Genomic DNA, 16824 nt, shown 5'->3' with positions numbered 1-16824 from the left:
TCTTACGGAATTCCGGCGGAAAACCTTAATGGTGGAACAGGACGCTCGCGCCCTGATCCGCCGGCCCTGCGGCGTGGCGGAAAGGGGCGAAGAGCTCGCGGCCCATGCCGTATTCGTTTTCCGAGAGATCGGCGGTAACAGGCTCGCGCTCGGCCATGTCGGCGGCATCGACCAGCACCTCAAGCGTGCCGGCGATCGCGTCGACGCGGATGATGTCGCCTTCCCGGATGCGGGAGATCGGGCCGCCGTCGATGGCTTCCGGCGTCACGTGGATGGCGGCGGGTACTTTGCCCGATGCGCCGGACATGCGTCCGTCGGTCAAAAGCGCCACGCGAAAACCGCGATCCTGCAGCACGCCGAGCGCCGGCGTCAGCTTGTGCAGCTCCGGCATGCCGTTTGCCTTCGGTCCCTGGAAGCGGACGACAGCGACGAAATCGCGGTTCAGCTTGCCGTCCTTGAAGGCTTGCTGCATCTCCAGCTGATCGTGGAAGATCACGGCCGGCGCTTCGACGATGTGGCGCTCCGGCTTGACCGCGGAAATCTTGATAACCGCCTTGCCGATATTGCCGCGCAGCATCTTCAGGCCGCCACTGGTCTGGAACGGAGTTTCGATGCTTGCCAGCACCTTCGGATCGGCGCTCTTTTCCGGTGCCGGCTCGCGCAGGACGTTGCCGTCGGCGCCGAGCTTGACGTCGATGGAGTAGCCGCTGAGGCCTTGGCCGTAGACGGTGCGCACGTCGTCATGCAGCAGCCCCTTCTTCAGGAGTTCCTTGATGAGGAAGCCCATGCCGCCGGCGGCATGGAAATGGTTCACGTCGGCAAGCCCGTTCGGATAGACGCGGGCAAGCAGCGGGATGATGTCGGACAGCTCGGAAATGTCCTGCCAGGTGAGCACGATGCCGGCCGCGCGCGCCATGGCGACGATGTGCATCGTGTGGTTCGTCGAGCCGCCGGTCGCATGCAGGCCGACAACGCCATTGACGATCGAGCGCTCGTCGATCATCTCGCCGGCTGGCGTGAACTCGTTGCCCATGGCGGTGATGGCGAGCGCGCGCTTGGTCGCCTCGCGCGTCAGGGCTTCGCGCAGCGGCGTGCCGGGATTGACGAAGGAGGCGCCCGGCATATGGAAGCCCATGATTTCCATCAGCATCTGGTTGGAATTGGCCGTGCCGTAGAAGGTGCAGGTGCCGGGGCCGTGATAGGACTTCGACTCCGCTTCCAACAGTTCGGCGCGGCCGACCTTGCCCTCGGCATAGAGTTGACGTACGCGCGACTTTTCGTCGTTCGCCAGGCCAGACGTCATCGGCCCGGCCGGAATGAAGACGGCGGGCAGATGGCCGAAGGAAAGGGCTGCGATGACGAGGCCCGGCACGATCTTGTCGCAGACGCCGAGGAAGACGGCCGCATCGAACATATTGTGCGACAGGCCGACGGCCGCCGACATGGCGATCAGATCGCGCGAGAAGAGCGAGAGCTCCATGCCCGGTTGTCCTTGCGTGACGCCGTCGCACATGGCGGGCACGCCGCCGGCAACCTGCGCGATGCCGCCGGCTTCTGCGGCTGCCTGGCGGATGATCGCCGGATAGGTCTCGAAGGGCTGATGCGCCGAGAGCATGTCGTTGTAGGAGGTGATGATCCCGAGATTGGGCACCTGTTCTCCCGCCAGTGCCTCTTTCTCGGAGGGGGAACAGATGGCGAAGCCATGCGCAAGATTGGCGCAGCCGAGCACGGAGCGTTGCGCTCCCTTCGTTGCGGCATTGCGCAGGCGGTCCAGATAGCGCTCGCGCGTCGGCTTCGAGCGCTCGACGATACGTGCGGTAATCGCTGAAATGCGGGCGTCAGCGGCCATGGTCGATCTGCCTCCGTCTGTTCTGCGCTGTGCCCGTAAGATCTGCTTCGATCTATCGTGGTAGAGGGCCTGGCGCGGGGTTTATAAGTCAATGCACTGCCGGCGCACCCTTGCGGGCGCATGGCGCAGCACATGTTGCTGTGTCTTCAGGGTTCGATGACGAAGCCTGCCGGCCGTATCACGGAGCCCAATAAATCTCGACCGGAGAAGCGGCCCGGCGCAGCATGGCGCGGATCGGCATCTCGGTTTCCTCGCCTGCTGCCTCCGCCTTGGCGAGGACATCCTTCTTGCCTTCTCCTTCGACATGGAGCACCAACAATCGGGCATCCTGAAGACTGGAGAAGGTAAATGTCAGGCGCGGCTCGCCGGCACCTTCCGCTTCCATCGTGATGATGCCGCGCGGAGTGTTCGGATCAAGTGCGGTTGCGAGATTGCTGCCGCCCGGAAAGAAGGAAGCCGTGTGGCCGTCATTGCCCATGCCGAGAATGGCGACATCGAAAGGACGGCCGACAGCCTTGGTCTTTTCGGTGGCGATGGCGGCGGCCTCTTCGACGGAAGCCGCAGCCTGGTAGAGTGGAAGGAAGTTGGCGGCTGCCGCCTTATCCTTCAGCAGGTTTTCCTGAACGAGCAGGTGGTTCGAGCGCGGATTGTCCGCCGGCACGAACCGTTCGTCGACCAGGGTGATCGTCACCTTGCCCCAGTCGATCGAGCGCGACGACAGCGTCTGGAAAAAGGCCTTCGGCGTCGAGCCGCCGGAGACCGCTATGCTTGCGGAGCCGCGCGCGTCGATGGCAGCCGAGAGGGTCTCGGCCACCTTGTCCGCGAGCTTGCCGGCGAGTTCGGCGCCATTGGCGAAAGCATGCATATTTGCTGTCATCGTTATCGTCCCGGATTAGATATCGTCGTGCCAAGTGCGGCCGTCACGCTCGATGAGCGCGATAGCCTGGCTCGGACCCCAGGTACCGGCGGTATAGCCCTGCACCTGCTGGCCTGCTTCTTCCCAACCCTTGAGGATCGGATCGACCCACTCCCACGCCGCCTCGACTTCGTCGCGGCGCATGAAGAGCGTCTGGTTGGAGCGGATGACGTCCATCAGCAGGCGCTCGTAGGCGTCCGGATTGCGGACGTTGAAGGCCGATGCGAAGCTCATGTCGAGCGAGACATTGCGCAGGCGCATGCCGCCCGGACCCGGATCCTTGATCATCAGCGACTGCTTGACGCCTTCGTCCGGCTGTAAGCGGATGATCAGCTGGTTGGCAACGGTGCGGCCGGCGGCCTGATCGAAGATATTGTGCGGGATCGGCTTGAAGGTGATGACGATCTCCGACATGCGTCCGGCAAGACGCTTGCCGGTGCGGATGTAAAAGGGAACGCCAGCCCAGCGCCAGTTGCCGATCTCGGCTTTGATGGCGACGAAGGTTTCCGTGTTGGAAACGCCGCCTTCGAGTTCATCAAGGTAGCCCTTGACCGGGCCGCCCGAGGATGCGCCGGCGCGATACTGGCCGCGAACCGTCGCCTGCTCGACGTTGGATGCATTGATCGGCTTCAGCGCGCGCAGCACTTTCAACTTCTCGTCGCGGACAGCTTCGGAATCCATCGAGGAGGGGATTTCCATCGCGGTCAGGCAAAGCAGCTGCAGGATATGGTTCTGCACCATGTCGCGCAGGGCGCCGGCTGTGTCGTAGTAGCCGGCGCGGCCTTCGAGACCGACCGATTCCGCAACCGTGATCTGTACGTGGTCGATGTGATTGGCATTCCACAGCGGCTCGTAGAGAGCGTTGGCGAAGCGCAGCGCCATCAGGTTCTGCACCGTCTCCTTGCCAAGGTAATGGTCGATGCGGAAGATCTGCTCTTCCTTGAAGACCTTGCCGATCGTGTCGTTCAGCTGCAGGGCCGATGCGAGGTCGCGGCCGATCGGCTTCTCGACGACGATGCGCGTCTGCTTGGTGATCAGCTTGTGATCATGGATCTTCTGCGAGATGTCGCCGAAGATGCCCGGAGCGACCGCGAGATAGAAGGCGCGCACGCGCTCCTTGCCTTCATCCAGGATCTTCTTCAGCTGATCCCAGCCGGCGTCGCTGCGTGCGTCGACGGGCACGTAGAACAAGCGAGCCAGGAACTTCTTGACCTCGGCGTCGTCATATTCGCCCTTCTTCAGGTGTTCCTTGAGGGCGGCGTCGGCGAATTTGCGATATTCTTCATTGGAAAGCGCGCTGCGCGATGCGCCGATGATGCGGGTCGGTTCGGAAAATTGGCCTTCGATCTGACGATGATAAAGAGCGGGCAGGAGCTTGCGCTCGGCAAGGTCGCCGCTGCCGCCGAAAACGACATAATCAAATGGTTCAACGGGAATGATTTGGCTGCTCATGAGCTATCTCTCAATCGGTCTTGGTTGAGGCCTCTTTTAATCTAATCGATTTAAAAAGGCCAGTGTGCATCGCAAAATTCAGGTCGGCTTTTTAGAGCGGATTGCCGGCGGAAGGAATCATCTTCCGGTTTTCAAAACCTGTCGCGCAACGCAAACCACGAGAGCGCCAGGAACAGCAGAGGCGCCCGCATGCGCGCACCGCCGGGGAAGGGCGGGATATTCAGCTCCCTGAAGAGGTGAAGTTCATCCGCATTCCCGAGTACCGTTTTCGCATAGAGTTTACCGCAATAATTTGACAGCATCACCCCATGGCCGGAATAGCCGCCGATCGAGGTGACGCCGGGCATGACTTCGCGCACGAAGGGCTGCCTCGGCATGGTGATGCCGACCGAGCCGCCCCAGGCATAGTCGATCTTGATATCGCCGAGCGCCGGATAGATTTCAGCGATCTGCCGGCGGATGTGCTGCGTTATGTCGCGGGGATTGTCCGATGTATAGGCTTCGCGCCCGCCGAACAGCAGGCGCCCATCCTTGGATTTGCGGAAATAGCGGACGACGAACCGCGAATCGGCCACCGCCTCATTGCCGGGCAGAACGCTCGGAAACTTATCGAGCGGCTCCGTGGCGCCGATGAAGGAGCGGATCGGCATGACATGGCTCGATGTCACGGGCTCGAGATTGCCGATATAGCCGTTGCAGGCAATCAGCACGCGGTCGGCGGTTATTTCGCCGCCATCCGTTTCGATTATGGTCTTGCCGCCCGATTGCCGGAAGCTCTTCGCCTTGGTCATTTCGAAAAGGGCTGCACCGGCTTCCGCCGCGACCCGGGCAAGGCCGATGAGCAGCTTCAGCGGATGGATATGGCCTGTGCCCATGTCCCGGACGCCGTAGAGATAGAATTGCGAACCCAGCCGCTCCTGGGTTTCGGCCTGATCCATGAACGTGATGTGCGGATAGCCGTAGCGCGTCGCCGCGATTTCCGCATTGTCCATGTAGTCGCGCTTGTAGCTGCGCTTGTGGGTGACATTCATCTGGCCGGGCAGGAAGTCGATGTCGATGCCCTGCTCGGATACGAAATCGAGCAGATGGCGCTTGGCATCCTCGGCAAGGTCGAAGAGCGCTTTTGAGCGCTCGTAGCCGATTTTCTCCTCCATCTCCTCCGGCCACCAGCGCTGGCCGGTGCCGAGCTGGCCGCCATTGCGGCCGGAGGCACCGTCGCCGAAGCGGTTGGCATCGATCAGGACGACGCCGGCGCCGCCCTTGGCGAGATTATAGGCGGCCTGGAGGCCGGTATAGCCGCCGCCGACGATCGCGACGTCGGTCCGGCGCGAGCCGTCGAGCCGCGGATAGCTCGCACGCGGGCCGACGGTCGCCTGGTAGAAGGAAAGGCCCGGCGCAATCGGGCTCTGCCATGTTTCCTGCAATGCCATGGACGGTCCCTCCTCACACGTTGAGCAGAAGGAATTCCCGCTCCCACGGGCTGATCACCTGCATGAAGGTTTCGAATTCGCCCCGCTTCACGCCGGCATAGATGTCGATGAAGTCCTTGCCGAGGACCTCTTCGAAGGCCGGCTCGTCCTCAAGCAGCGCAATGGCTTCCAGAAGGCCGCGCGGCAGGTCGATCGAGCCTTCATTGGCCGAATCCTCGGTGGGCGCCGTCGGCTCCACCTTTTTCATGATGCCGAGCAAGCCGGAGGCGAGTGAGGCGGCGAGTGCGAGATAGGGATTGGCGTCGGAGCTCGGCAGCCGGTTCTCGACGCGGCGGGCCTGCGGATCGGAAACGGGAACGCGGAACGCGGTGGTGCGGTTGTCGTAGCCCCAGGCATTGTTGACCGGGCACGACATGTTCGGCGCCAGCCGTCGATAGGAATTCACATAGGGCGCAAGCATGGCGAGCGCATTCGGCACGTAGCGCTGCATGCCGCCAATGAAATGGAAGAATTCCTGCGACGGACTGCCGTCCGGATTGGTGAAAACATTCTTGCCGGTCTCGATGTTCACGACCGACTGATGGATATGCATCGCCGAGCCGGCCTGGCTCTGCATCGGCTTCGCCATGAAGGTGGCGTAGATGCCGTGCTTCAGCGCCGCCTCGCGAATGGTGCGCTTGAACATGAACACCTGGTCGGCAAGCTCGATCGGGTCGCCGTGGCGCAGGTTGATTTCGAGCTGCGCCGGACCTTCTTCATGGATCAGCGTGTCGATCTCGAGACCCTGCTTCTCCGAGAAATGGTAGATGTCGTCGATCAGTTCGTCGAACTCGTTGATGCCGGCGATCGAATAACCCTGTCCGCCGAGGATCGAGCGGCCGGAGCGGCCCTTCGGCGGATGCAGCGGATAATCCGGATCGTCATTCTTGGCGACGAGGTAGAATTCGATCTCGGGTGCGACCACCGGCTTCCAGCCGCGATCGCGATAGAGCCCCATGATGCGCTTCAGCAGGTTGCGTGGCGTATAGGACACCGCATGCCCTTCGGAATTGACGATATCGCAGATGACCTGCGCCGTCGGATCGCTCTCCCAGGGCACGACCGAAAGCGTCGAAAGATCGGGCACCAGCTTCAAGTCGCTGTCTCGCGGCTCGTAACGGAAACTTTCGGTCTCCTCCGGATATTCGCCGGAAATCGTATGGCGATAGATCGCGGAGGGCAGTGCCAGCGAGGTGTTCGAGGTGAATTTCGAGGTCGGCATCATCTTGCCGCGCGGCACGCCGGCAAGGTCCGGCGTAATGCATTCTATGTCCTCGATCCCGCGTGCCCGCAGCCATTGGGCTGCCTCTTTCCAGTTTGCCACGCCGCGTGCCGATCTCAGGCTGGGAGGAACCGTTGGGATTTTTGAGACCGGCACGGAAGCTTTCAGCGGGGTCTTTCTCGCGGGCATAAAACACCGTATTTGCGTTGATCGGAGATTGCATCATAACCGCAGTTTGCCAATTGGCGAGGGGGAAACCGCTCGGACTTTCGCCGTATGATGGAAAAGGAAACGAGAGAGCGCGGCGAAGAATGAAGGGCTGAAGCGTGGTTGACAGATATGATGTAATCGTCCTCGGCGCGGGCGCGGCAGGCATGATGTGCGCCATCCGCGCCGGCCAGCGCGGCCGCTCCGTCGTCGTGCTCGATCAGGCCGCGGCGCCAGGCGAAAAGATCCGCATTTCGGGCGGCGGCCGCTGTAATTTCACCAATATCAATGCCGGTCCGAGGAACTTCCTGTCCGCCAATCCGCATTTCGCCAAATCGGCGCTGGCGCGCTTCACGCCCAGGGATTTCCTGGCCATGGTCGAGCGCCACGGCATTGCCTGGCACGAAAAGACGCTCGGCCAGCTCTTCTGCGATAACAGCGCCAAGGACATCATCCGCATGCTGACCGACGAAATGCGCGCTGCGGATGCGCAACTTCGGTTGCGAACGGAGATCAGCGGCATCGAGCAAGGTGCTGGCGGCTATCGCATCAGCACGTCCGAAGGCGTTTTCGAAGCATCTTCGCTGGTCGTCGCGACGGGCGGCAAGTCGATCCCCAAGATGGGAGCCACCGGCTTTGCCTACCGCATCGCCGAGCAATTCGGATTGCCTGTTGTCGAGACCCGGCCGGGCCTCGTGCCGATGACGCTCGATCCGCAATTGCTCCAGCGCCTCGCACCTCTGTCGGGCATTGCCGCGCCCGCCGAAATCCGCCACGGCAAGACGGCATTCCGCGAGGCCCTTCTCTTCACCCATCGCGGCCTCAGCGGTCCGGCCATTCTGCAGATTTCCTCTTACTGGCGGGAAGGTGAGGACATTACCGTCGCGATCGAACCCGATATCGACATGTTTGAGCTTCTCAAGAAGGCCAAGCAGATGAATGGCCGGCAATCCGCGCAGACGGCCCTTGCCGAGATCCTGCCGAAACGGCTGGCGCAGCATTTCGTCGAGAACGAAGGCATATCGGGCAATATGGCCGATCAGTCCGACAAGCGCCTGCAGCAGCTCGCATCAGCCATCCAATCCTGGTCGGTCAAGCCGTCGGGGTCCGAAGGCTATCGCACGGCGGAGGTGACGCTGGGCGGCATCGACACGGACTGTCTCGATTCGCGGACGATGCAGGTGAAAACCGTCCCTGGCCTCTTCTTCATCGGTGAGTGCGTCGATGTGACGGGTTGGCTGGGCGGTTATAATTTCCAATGGGCCTGGGCCTCCGGCCATGTCGCCGGCGAGGCCGCCTGAATTGACCTTGCCAACAGGCCGCGAAACGGGCAAAGAGCACCTCCAACGCGAAGATATTCGATGGAGACAATCATGACGTTCAAGGCCTTGATATTCCGCGGCGTAGTTCTTTCAGGCATCGTTACGGCCCTGACGATATCGCTTGGCATGCTTGCCGTCACGGCATCGGATGCCAGCGCTGCTTCCGCGCAATGCAAGAAGCTGGATCCGAACGGCCAGGATGCGGGCGGCGATACGAATTTCGCCCTTGCGATCCGCGACAAGAAGGGCGATGTCGTCAAGAAGATGCTGGCCTGCGGCGCCAAGCTGGACATGAAGACGACGGAGGGCTGGTATCCGCTGCACACCGCCGCCTATTACGGCCCCGCCACCATGATCGATCTTCTGGTTTCCAAGGGCGCCGACGTCAACGCGCGCGGCAATTACGATGGCTGGACGCCGTTGCACATGGCGACCCAGCAGGATGATCCGGCTCTCGTCCAGGCGTTGTTGAAGGATGGCGCCGACAAGACCATCAAGTCCGCCTCCGGCAAGACTGCCGCCGAAATGGCAACCAATCCCGCAATTGCGGCCTTGCTGAAGTAGCGCGCGCTCCGGTCGCGCGACCTCGGGCTGGTAACCGATGCGCGCGGCACCCGATGCTAACCTCTGGTTTTAGGGTTTTCTTTTCCTATATCTATATTGCCTGTTGCGGGAACGGCATTTTGCCGGTTATCGTGTCAGTGCGAAAATGGGAATATACTCATGAACAGAACAAAGCGTCGCGCTCGCGCCATTGCAATCGCTCAGACCCAAGACAATGCCAAGCTCTTGGCGGCAAGAATTTTGATGTTGGCGACCGGCGTGACAGCCGCCTGCATCGCTTACCTCGCGGTACGCGGCTTCTGATCTTTTAGCCGCTTCATTATTCTTGGCCGCCGCCGGAACGACGGCCTTTGCTCGCGCACGGATATAGGCTTTGCCATCCGCTTTTCAGCGTTTGATTGTACGTCGCGAGCTCACACAACGCCCTTATCTGAAAATTAATTAATCAGACCGACAATTCCCGACGATTTCATGGGGCGCTCTACTGCATGATAGAGCCGAAGCAATGATTGCTTCCCGACATTATACTCGGAAGCCCTGCCTGCGGATATTTCAAGAACGATGGTTATACATCCGGTCAGCGCCGAGGCGGCGTCGACGGGGGAGCGGCATGTGAGAGGTCTGAGCCACTATGTTCATTGATAAGATATTGTCGCGTTTCAAGATCAAGACGAAGGTCCTCATATTTGTCCTGCCGTTCGTCATCAGTATTTCCGCCGTTGGCCTTACGGGGCTTTATGCGTCGGGACTGCTCCAGGGCCGCATGGAGATCTCCAACAGCGTCTTGCAGTCGCTGACCGGCTTCAAGAACCTTTACGGCTCCATGGACGACTTCCTGCGCATCACCAATGCGCAGCAGCGCGACAAGCTCTACGAGGATATCAAGTCTCAGCAGGGCGTGCTGAATGCGACCCTTGGCCAGCTCGGTGTTGATGCGGATGGCCGTGACAATCTGACTGACGCCACCGCCAAGACCGCGGACATGGCAAATCTCGTCGGCCGGCTATGGACGCTGCACGAGCAGGAGGTCTCGCTCCGCAAGACAATCGACGACGCGCAGAGGGCGTTGATCAGTGCCCGCTTCAACGTCAATTTCAACAGCCAGCAGCTGGAAGACCGGATGCGCCAGGACCAGGCGGACGCGACCTCCACGCTGCGTTCCGCCGATCGCCTGCTGAAGGGCGGCGATATGCTGGCCTCTGTCGCCGAAGACTTCAACAAGGCGGCGACGCCGGCCGACAAGGTCAAGCTCCTGAAGGACCGGCTGCCGGACCTGAACAAGGCACAGCGTTCGATCGATCTTGCATTGCCGCAGAACCAGAAGAGCGTCGTTCAGTCGCTGGTGGGCACGATCAAGGATCTTGCCGCCTTCACGGAAAGCACCGATGTTCCGACCGACGATACTGTCGCCAATATCAGCCGGCTGCTCTCGCGCTTCCGTCAGACCTCGACCTATACACAGCTGGCGGCAACGCAGATGATGCGCCAGGCAACCACGACCTTCGTATCGCTCGATGCCCGCGTCGCGCAGACCAATTCGGTCCTGCAGGACACGCGCCGCCTTGAGGACTCGGTCTATTCGCTGCAGCTCGTTCTCGCGGATTTCAACGCCAACACGAACAAGGACAATCTCGTCCGCCTGCGACAGGAAATCTCCAAGCTCGGCGGCGATATCGATACGCTGAACCAGAGCGCCAAGAGCATGGATTTCGCCAGCGACATCGATGCTGCCATTCGCCCGGCGATCAAGTCGATGGACGAGGCCAGCGGCAAGCTGGTCGACACCATCACACGGCGCATCGGCGAATATGCGAGCGCCCGCCAGCAGCTTGATCAGGTCTGGGGCCAGCTTACCGCCTTCGCCGAAACACAGAAGCAGAGCGCGGGCACCGAGCGCAACCAGGCGAATTACATCTCCATCCTGGCAACCGCCCTTGGCATCATCCTCTCTGTTGCCGGCGGCATCGCGCTCGTGCTGACGCTGCAACGCCCGATCGGCCAGATCACCGCCGCCATGCGCCGCATCGCCGACGGCATGCTGGAGACCGCGATTTCCGGCGAGCAGCGCCGTGACGAAATCGGCGACATGGCTCGCGCCCTCGGAATCTTCAAGGACAACGCCATCTCGAAGATCCGCATCGAGGAGCAGAGCGACGAGGAGCGCGCCGCCGCGGAACACGAGCGTCAGCGCAACGATGCCGAAAAGCGCGAACTCGACCGCCAGATCGACTATGCCGTCAGCGAGCTCGCCGCCGGCCTCGAGCGCCTGGCTCAGGGCGATATTTCCGCGACCATCGAGACGCCTTTCATCGGCCGTCTCGAGCAGCTCCGTCAGGACTTCAACAGCTCGCTCTCGCGCCTGCAGCAGACGCTGAGCCAGGTCCGCAGCAATGTCGTGATGATCCAGAGCAACGGCAGCCAGATGGCCGCCTCCGCCGAGGACCTGTCGAAGCGCACCGAACAGCAGGCGGCATCGCTGGAACAGACCGCCGCCGCGGTCGACGAGATCACCGTCACCGTTCGTTCTTCCGCTGAGCGCGCCAAGGATGCGGATGCGATCGTACGCGAGGCCAAGCGCAGCGCCGATGACAGTTCCGTCGTCGTCGGCAACGCCATCGACGCGATGACGCGCATCGAGGATGCTTCGCGCAAGATCGAGCAGATCATCGGCGTGATCGACGAGATCGCCTTCCAGACCAACCTTCTGGCGCTCAATGCCGGTATCGAGGCTGCCCGCGCCGGCGACGCCGGCAAAGGTTTCGCGGTCGTCGCCATGGAGGTGCGAGAGCTCGCGCAGCGCTCCGCTGCCGCCGCAAAGGAAATCAAGGGGCTGATCAACAAGTCGACCGAGGAGGTCGCCTCCGGTTCGCAGTTCGTGCAGGAGGCCGGCTCGGTGCTCGCGCAGATCAGCAGCCAGATCGTGACGATCAGCCAGCATGTGGAAATGATCGCCCGCGCCAGCCACGATCAGGCAAGCGCGCTGCAGGAGGTCAACGCCTCGGTCAATCACATGGACCAGATGACACAGCAGAATGCCGGCATGGTGGAGGAAACCACGGCAGCAAGCCGCGAGTTGGCCTCCGAAGCCGACGCCTTGTTGCACCTGATCCAGCAGTTCAAGATCGAGGCCGGATACAGCGCGGGCTATATTCGCGAGCAAGCAGCCTGACCGCTGCAATTATTGCCATCATGGGCGGATCGGCCAATTTCAAGCCGGTCCGCCTTTTTCATTGGTTTGCGACGGGCGCTTAAAGCGGCGATCATCCGCCCGCTCCACAGGAAGAGGGGCGGTGTTTCATACCCGTAGTCAAGGTAGAAGAGATCCTCCTTCTGGCGCCATTGCTCTTCGCGCGCCCGGCTTTGTATTTCGATGGCTTTGGCCAACGCGATGCTGTCCATCATGAGATGTCTCCATGGTTTGAAGCATCCCTTTAACTACACATGAGAATTTGCTTTATAAACAGCCGTTTTCGCCTTATGTTTTTCAATTATGAAAAATACGACATGGGATTCCTACCAGCTTTTTCTCGATGTCGCCCGTGGTGGTGGACTGACCGGGGCGGTCGCTTCAAGCGGCCTGAGCCCGGCAACGATCGGCCGGCGGATGCTGGAACTGGAGGGGCGGATCGGCCGCTCGCTCTTCGAGCGCAGCCAGTCCGGTTACACGCTGACCGGCGATGGCCGGGCGCTGTTCGATCAGCTGCTGGAGATGGAAGCTGCCTCCCGCAAGGTTGACATCTGGCAGCGTGATGCCCAGGGCATGTCCGTCGTCCGCATCGCTGCCGGCACATGGCTCGGCTGGCTGCTTAGCCAAAACATGCCGACGATCTGTTCGGAGCGGGACGGATTCCGCATCGATCTTCATCTCGGCGAGCGTCGCGCCAGCCTTGCCCATCGCGAGAGCGACATAGGCATCCGTGCCTTCGAGCCGGAGGAGACCAATCTCGCGGCCATCAAGATCGGTGATGTCGCCTATGCCGCCTATCAGGCCCGCAATATGCGCTTTGCCGGTCCGCAGCGCTGGATCGCCGTGGCGGAGGAGGAGGCGGTGTCGGCCTATCTGCGTTGGCCCTATCAAAACAGGCAGGAGGAGATCGCCTTCACGGTCAGCCGCCCGCGCTCGCTTCATGATCTCGTACTTGCGGGTTCGGGCATTGCGGTTCTGCCATGCTTTGTCGGCGATCAGGAGCCGAGGCTGGAACGGGTCGGCGAGGAAATCCCGTCTCTCCGTCACCGGCAATGGATCGTCATGAATAATGCCGACCGCCATCGCATGGAAATCCGCACCGTGGTCGACCGCATGGCCAAGCTGTTGAAAAGCCATTCCGAGCTGTTTGCGGGCAAGCGCCCGACCTATGCGTGACGTATTGCCTGGAAGTCTGCTTTCTTGTGCGCGGATGTAGCTTGCGGACGATGGACGGCAAAATGCGAAAGAGTGCGACCCCACGCTTTTCCGCTTGTCGCCTTCTGATTTCCTTTCTAGTCTAACGGGAAAAACAGAGGGTTGGGTGTCGCCTGGATGCCCTTGAACAAAACAGGAGAGACTATGAAGTCCATGTTCGCACGGCTTGCAGCAACGGCTTTCGCGGTCGTTTCGCTGGCAACGGTCGCTCAGGCGGAAGACAAAGTCGTCAATATCTACAACTGGTCGGATTATATCGATAATTCGATCCTGTCGGATTTCACCAAGGAAACCGGCATCAAGGTCGTCTACGACACGTTCGATCAGAACGAGACCTTGGAAACCAAGCTGCTTGCGGGAAAGACTGGCTATGATGTCGTCGTCCCGACGGCGTACTTCCTGCAGCGCCAGATCAAGGCAGGCGTCTTCCAGAAGCTCGACAAGTCCAAGCTGCCGAACATCTCCAACATGTGGGATGCGGTTCAGCAGCGCATCGCCACATATGATCCCGGTAACAAGTACGCCATCGACTACATGTGGGGCACGAGCGGCGTCGGCTACAATGTTGACAAGGTGAAGCAGATTCTCGGCACCGACGACGCGCCTGATATTGACGTGATCTTCGATCCCAAGCTTGCCGCCAAGTTCAAGGATTGCGGCATCTACGTGCTGGATTCGCCGACCGACGTTATTCCGGCGGCCTTGCGCTATCTGGGTCTTGATCCGAATTCGACCAAGCAGGAAGACTTTAAGAAGGCCGAAGAGCTTTTGACGTCGATCCGGCCGTTCGTGCGCAAGTTCCACTCCTCCGAATACATCAACGCGCTCGCCAATGGCGATATCTGCCTCGCCTTCGGCTATTCCGGCGATGTGCTGCAGGCCCGCAACCGTGCGACCGAGGCCAAGAACGGTGTGAACATCAGCTATTCGATCCCCAAAAAGGGCGCGCAGATGTGGTTCGACGTCATGGCGATCCCCGCCGATGCGCCGCATGTCGAAGAAGCGCATATCTTCCTCAACTACATCATGAAGCCGGAAGTCATCGCCAAGGCCAGCAACTTTACCGCCTACGCCAACGGCAACAAGGCTTCGCAGCAGTTCGTGAGCAAGGACGTGCTGGAAGATCCAGCCGTCTATCCGACCGATGCGGTCCGCGAGAAGCTGTTTACCCTCACTCCATGGGACGCGAAAACGCAGCGCGTGGCGACGCGCTTGTGGACAAAGGTCACGACAGGCCAATAATTCGAAACGGCCCGGACGGCAACGTCCGGGCCTTTCCTTATAAGGCAAAAATCGCGAGCGTGCCGGGTGGGGAAGAGCCGGCTCGACGAAAGCCCGCCCGGCATTCATTTGGGGATAAATATGAAGTCACTCGGTAATATCCGGCGTTCCTTTGCTCCATGGACCGATCCTTCGGCAAAGCCATATATTTCCTTCAAGAACGTGACGAAGAAGTTCGGTGATTTCATCGCCGTCGATAATCTCTCCCTGAATATCTACAACCGCGAATTCTTTGCTCTTCTGGGCGCATCGGGCTGCGGCAAGTCCACGCTTCTGCGCATGCTCGCCGGCTTCGAGCAGCCGACGACCGGCGAGATCGTGCTCGATGGTCAGGACCTTGCCGGCACGCCGCCCTATCGCCGTCCCGTCAACATGATGTTCCAGTCATATGCGCTGTTTCCGCATATGTCGGTGGAGAAGAACATAGCCTTCGGCCTGCGGCAGGACGGCATGCCGAAGGCAGAGATCGACGATCGCGTCGCGCAGATGCTGAAGCTCGTCAAGCTGGAGCAATTCGCCAAACGCAAGCCCAACCAGCTTTCCGGCGGCCAGCGCCAGCGCGTGGCGCTGGCGCGCTCTTTGGCAAAGCGCCCAAAGGTACTGCTGCTCGACGAACCGCTCGGCGCCCTCGACAAGAAGCTGCGTGAGGAGACCCAGTTCGAGCTCATGGATCTGCAGCAAAGCCTGGGGCTGACCTTCGTTGTCGTCACCCACGATCAGGAGGAAGCGATGACCATGGCCGATCGCATCGCGGTCATGAGCCACGGCAAGGTGGTGCAGGTGGCAACTCCGGCTGAAATCTACGAGGCGCCCAATTGCCGCTTCGTCGCCGATTTCATCGGTGATGTGAACATTCTCGACGGCAACGTCACCTCGGCGCAATCGGGCATCGTCGAAATATCGGTCGATTCGGGCTTCGCGGTGCGCACCGCCACCGGCGATACGCCGTCGACGGGAAGCCGAGCCAGCCTCGCCATCCGCCCGGAAAAGCTGCGGGTGTCGCCGCGCCCGCCCGCCAATGCGTCCCTCAATGCCGCCGAAGGCGAGATATGGGACATCGCCTATCTCGGCGACATGACCGTTTTCCATGTGAAGCTGAAGAGCGGACAGGTGGTCAAGGCCTCGTCGCTGAACGCGGTCCGAGCCGTGGAGGAGCCCTTCGCCTACGACCAGAATGTCTGGGTATCCTTCGACGAAAATGCCGGCATCTTGTTGAAGGACTGATCATGAGAGCGCTCGGTTCCCTAATCTATCAGCGCCTCGTCATCATCGTTCCCTACACTTGGCTGCTGCTCTTTTTCCTCGCGCCGTTCCTCATCGTCTTCCGCATCTCGCTGTCGACGAAGGCGCTGTCGGTTCCGCCCTATGATCCGTCCTTCGCCTGGAACGACAGCTTCGGCGACTGGTGGGACAAGCTGCAGACCATGTCGTTCGACAACTACGTCTGGTTGACCGGCGATCCCCTTTATATGAATGCCTATATTCAGAGCCTTCAGATCGCCGGCATCTCGACACTGCTGACGCTGATCATCGCCTATCCCATCGCTTACGGCATGGCGCAGGCGCCGCGCACGCTTCGGCCGACCTTGTTGATGCTGGTCATCCTACCCTTCTGGACGAGCTTCCTGATCCGCGTCTATTCCTGGATGTCGATCCTCAGCACGACGGGTCTCTTGAACCAGTTGCTGATGGGGCTCGGCATCACCCACCAGCCGCTTGTCATTTTGAACACCAATACCGCCGTCTATATCGGCATGGTCTATTCCTACCTGCCTTTCATGGTGCTGCCGCTTTATTCCGCGCTGGAAAAGATGGATGGCACGCTGATCGAGGCGGCGCAGGATCTCGGCTGCACGCCGATCGGCGCTTTCTGGCGCGTCACCTTTCCGCTCTCGCTTCCCGGCGTTGTCGCCGGCTGCATGCTGGTCTTTATCCCGGCCGTCGGCGAGTTCGTCATTCCCGATCTGCTCGGCGGCTCCGAAACGCTGATGATCGGTAAGGTGCTCTGGACGGAGTTCTACAGCAATACCGACTGGCCGCTGGCTTCGGCGGTGGCGACCATCCTGCTTCTGGTGCTGGTCGTCCCCATCGTCTTCTTTCAGCATTTCCAGGCCAAGGCCGACGAGAAGGGGAGATAACT

General features: G+C 60.8%; 14 protein-coding genes. 8 read left to right on the top strand and 6 right to left on the bottom strand.

What is annotated here, in order from left to right:
• Positions 1–25 precede the first annotated feature (25 nt).
• The 5 genes from edd to HGP16_RS15895 all read right to left on the bottom strand — a co-directional run bounded on the left by edd (position 26) and on the right by HGP16_RS15895 (position 7097).
• Entirely contained in the window at positions 26–1849 is a 1824-nt protein-coding gene (gene edd / locus HGP16_RS15915; protein WP_168840985.1) for a phosphogluconate dehydratase, read from the bottom strand.
• Positions 1850–2027: 178 nt separating this feature from the next.
• On the bottom strand, positions 2028–2726 hold the full coding sequence (pgl, locus tag HGP16_RS15910; protein WP_168840984.1) for a 6-phosphogluconolactonase: 699 nt from the start codon (positions 2724–2726) through the stop codon (positions 2028–2030).
• Positions 2727–2741: 15 nt separating this feature from the next.
• Entirely contained in the window at positions 2742–4217 is a 1476-nt protein-coding gene (gene zwf, locus HGP16_RS15905) for a glucose-6-phosphate dehydrogenase (protein WP_168840983.1), read from the bottom strand.
• A 131-nt stretch (positions 4218–4348) separates the two neighbouring features.
• Positions 4349–5647, bottom strand: coding sequence for an FAD-binding oxidoreductase (locus HGP16_RS15900; RefSeq protein ID WP_168840982.1), 1299 nt, complete (start codon positions 5645–5647; stop codon positions 4349–4351).
• Between the two features lie 13 nt (positions 5648–5660).
• Positions 5661–7097 carry a glutamine synthetase family protein gene (locus tag HGP16_RS15895; protein WP_168840981.1) on the bottom strand — a complete coding sequence of 479 codons (1437 nt, stop codon included), beginning with the start codon at positions 7095–7097 and terminating at the stop codon, positions 5661–5663.
• A gap of 137 nt (positions 7098–7234) precedes the next feature.
• On the opposite strand from HGP16_RS15895, the gene HGP16_RS15890 reads away from it, so the two are divergent.
• The 4 genes from HGP16_RS15890 (at position 7235) to HGP16_RS15875 (ending at position 12170) form a co-directional block, all read left to right on the top strand.
• Positions 7235–8416 carry an NAD(P)/FAD-dependent oxidoreductase gene (locus HGP16_RS15890; RefSeq protein WP_168840980.1) on the top strand — a complete coding sequence of 394 codons (1182 nt, stop codon included), beginning with the start codon at positions 7235–7237 and terminating at the stop codon, positions 8414–8416.
• Between the two features lie 72 nt (positions 8417–8488).
• Complete coding sequence (locus HGP16_RS15885) at positions 8489–9001, top strand: ankyrin repeat domain-containing protein (RefSeq protein WP_168840979.1); 513 nt, start codon at positions 8489–8491, stop codon at positions 8999–9001.
• 159 nt (positions 9002–9160) lie between these two features.
• Positions 9161–9304: a hypothetical protein gene (locus HGP16_RS15880; protein WP_168840978.1), complete on the top strand. Its 144-nt coding sequence runs from the start codon at positions 9161–9163 to the stop codon at positions 9302–9304.
• Positions 9305–9632: 328 nt separating this feature from the next.
• Entirely contained in the window at positions 9633–12170 is a 2538-nt protein-coding gene (locus HGP16_RS15875) for a methyl-accepting chemotaxis protein (RefSeq protein ID WP_168840977.1), read from the top strand.
• Here HGP16_RS15875 and HGP16_RS15870 read toward each other — a convergent pair.
• Positions 12146–12403, bottom strand: a complete 258-nt coding sequence (locus HGP16_RS15870; RefSeq protein ID WP_168840976.1) for a hypothetical protein — start codon at positions 12401–12403, stop codon at positions 12146–12148. The genes HGP16_RS15875 and HGP16_RS15870 overlap by 25 nt on opposite strands.
• Before the next feature lie 88 nt (positions 12404–12491).
• On the opposite strand from HGP16_RS15870, the gene HGP16_RS15865 reads away from it, so the two are divergent.
• From HGP16_RS15865 to HGP16_RS15850, 4 genes are all read left to right on the top strand, one after another.
• A complete protein-coding gene (locus HGP16_RS15865; protein ID WP_168840975.1) occupies positions 12492–13364 on the top strand; it encodes a LysR family transcriptional regulator in 873 nt (290 codons plus the stop codon).
• Between the two features lie 192 nt (positions 13365–13556).
• Positions 13557–14645, top strand: coding sequence for a polyamine ABC transporter substrate-binding protein (locus HGP16_RS15860; RefSeq protein WP_246703496.1), 1089 nt, complete (start codon positions 13557–13559; stop codon positions 14643–14645).
• Positions 14646–14765: 120 nt separating this feature from the next.
• Complete coding sequence (locus HGP16_RS15855; protein WP_168840973.1) at positions 14766–15908, top strand: ABC transporter ATP-binding protein; 1143 nt, start codon at positions 14766–14768, stop codon at positions 15906–15908.
• 2 nt (positions 15909–15910) lie between these two features.
• Positions 15911–16822 carry an ABC transporter permease subunit gene (locus HGP16_RS15850; RefSeq protein WP_168840972.1) on the top strand — a complete coding sequence of 304 codons (912 nt, stop codon included), beginning with the start codon at positions 15911–15913 and terminating at the stop codon, positions 16820–16822.
• Positions 16823–16824: the final 2 nt, after the last annotated feature.

This window comes from Rhizobium sp. P40RR-XXII (assembly GCF_012641405.1).
GTDB lineage: Bacteria > Pseudomonadota > Alphaproteobacteria > Rhizobiales > Rhizobiaceae > Rhizobium.
This window is presented reverse-complemented; position numbering and strand designations above follow the sequence as displayed.